Raw genomic sequence first — 1,600 nt, 5'->3', positions numbered from 1 at the left:
TCTCTAAGATAAAAACCCTTCAATCCAGGTGAAAAACTTCTTCCAGTGAGATTGATTAAACAGTCAAATTTATCTTTTTTATATATTTATTATACTTTCTTATAATATATCCCCCTATTCTATTTTCTTATCGCCCGATTATTCCTTCGTCTAAAACAATACAGTCCTCCTTCTATCTCCTACCATATAATGGCCCGAAGTTATTACAGGCTCTAAAGTCTGCAGATTCTAAACCCTTGGTGCCAAAGGAGGCCCAGGTCTTTGGTCTGAAGATCTGTTCTTCTGGGACATTGTGCATAGCTACTGGTATCCTGAACATAGAGGCAAGAGTAATCAGGTCTTTTCCGATATGACCATAACTTATTGCTCCATGATTAGCTCCCCAATTATTCATCACCGAATAGACCTCTCTAAAGGCTCCTTTACCGGTTAGTATAGGAGCAAACCAGGTGGTAGGCCAGGTAGGATCAGTTCGTTCATCCAGGATATGGTGAACTTCAGGAGGTAGATTTACCGTATAGCCTTCAGCAATCTGTAATACTGGTCCTAAGCCTTTAATGAGGTTGATCCTTACCATAGTTACTGGCATTGCTCCTTTGGTATAGAAGGTAGAGGAATATCCTCCTCCTCGAAAATATTCCAGATTAGCTGGACTCCATCTGGTGCTAGCTAAACACTTCTTTACTTCCTCTTCGCTTATCTTCCAAAAGGGTTTCATAGTTGATTTTCCATCTTCTTTTTGCTGGCCAGTAGCATCCAAAGTAGTAGCACCAGAATTGATCAGGTGAAGGATACCACCTTTAGCCAGACCGGTTAGTTCTTTTCCGGTTACTCTCTTTACTGCTTCAGGACTCCAGTATGTTCGGATATCCGAAAAGATCTGGGCGCGATCGGTAAGAAGATGATTAAATAACATCGCTACTCCATTAAGACTATCATTTTCAGTCGCAAAAATAAAAGCCTCCCTTATACCATTCCAATCAAAGGAAGTATTTAAGATAGTCTCCATAAAATCACCATTGGGGAAGTGATCGGTCCACTGCCTTTGTCCCTGAAATCCAGCGACAATAGCATTATGACCTTCTGCCTCTTCGACAAATCCAATTTCAGTTAATCTTTCATTCCCAATCATTAGATCTCGAGCTATTAAGGTCATCTTGACTACCATTTCCCATTCTGCATCTTTTTGTTGGCGAGAATGTCTTATCTCTCTTTTATTTCTATCTTCTCCTTCTGGACAATTTTTTTTAACCCAACGAAGAGCTTTTTGATATTCTTCTTGATCATATATTTCTTCTTCTATCCTTCTGATCATCTCAGACATATCTACATATTCTACTCTCATCCCCAGATAATCTTGAAAGAAATCAGGGGAAACCTGGGAACCAGCGATTCCCATAGAAACACTTCCCACGGAAAGATAAGATTTCCCTTTCATAGTGGCAACGGCCAGCCCGGCTTTGGTAAATTGTAACAATTTTTGTTGGACATCTTCGGGAATAGTTTTATCATCCTTATCCTGGACCTCTTTACCATAGATACCAAAAGCAGGTAGTCCAATCTGGTCATGGCCAGCAAGAGCAGCAGATAAATATACCGC

The 1,600-nt window shown here is 40.2% G+C and carries 1 protein-coding gene; it reads right to left on the bottom strand.

Annotated elements, in window-relative coordinates; all coding sequences use genetic code 11:
* Positions 1-172: 172 nt before the first annotated feature.
* Positions 173-1,600 (bottom strand): L-fucose isomerase (locus COZ07_RS10830; protein ID WP_406608576.1); only part of this gene is annotated, 1,428 nt, incomplete at its 5' end.

The sequence above is a fragment of the Candidatus Infernicultor aquiphilus genome (genome assembly GCF_002784285.1).
GTDB lineage: Bacteria > Atribacterota > Phoenicimicrobiia > Phoenicimicrobiales > Phoenicimicrobiaceae > Infernicultor > Infernicultor aquiphilus.
This window is presented reverse-complemented; position numbering and strand designations above follow the sequence as displayed.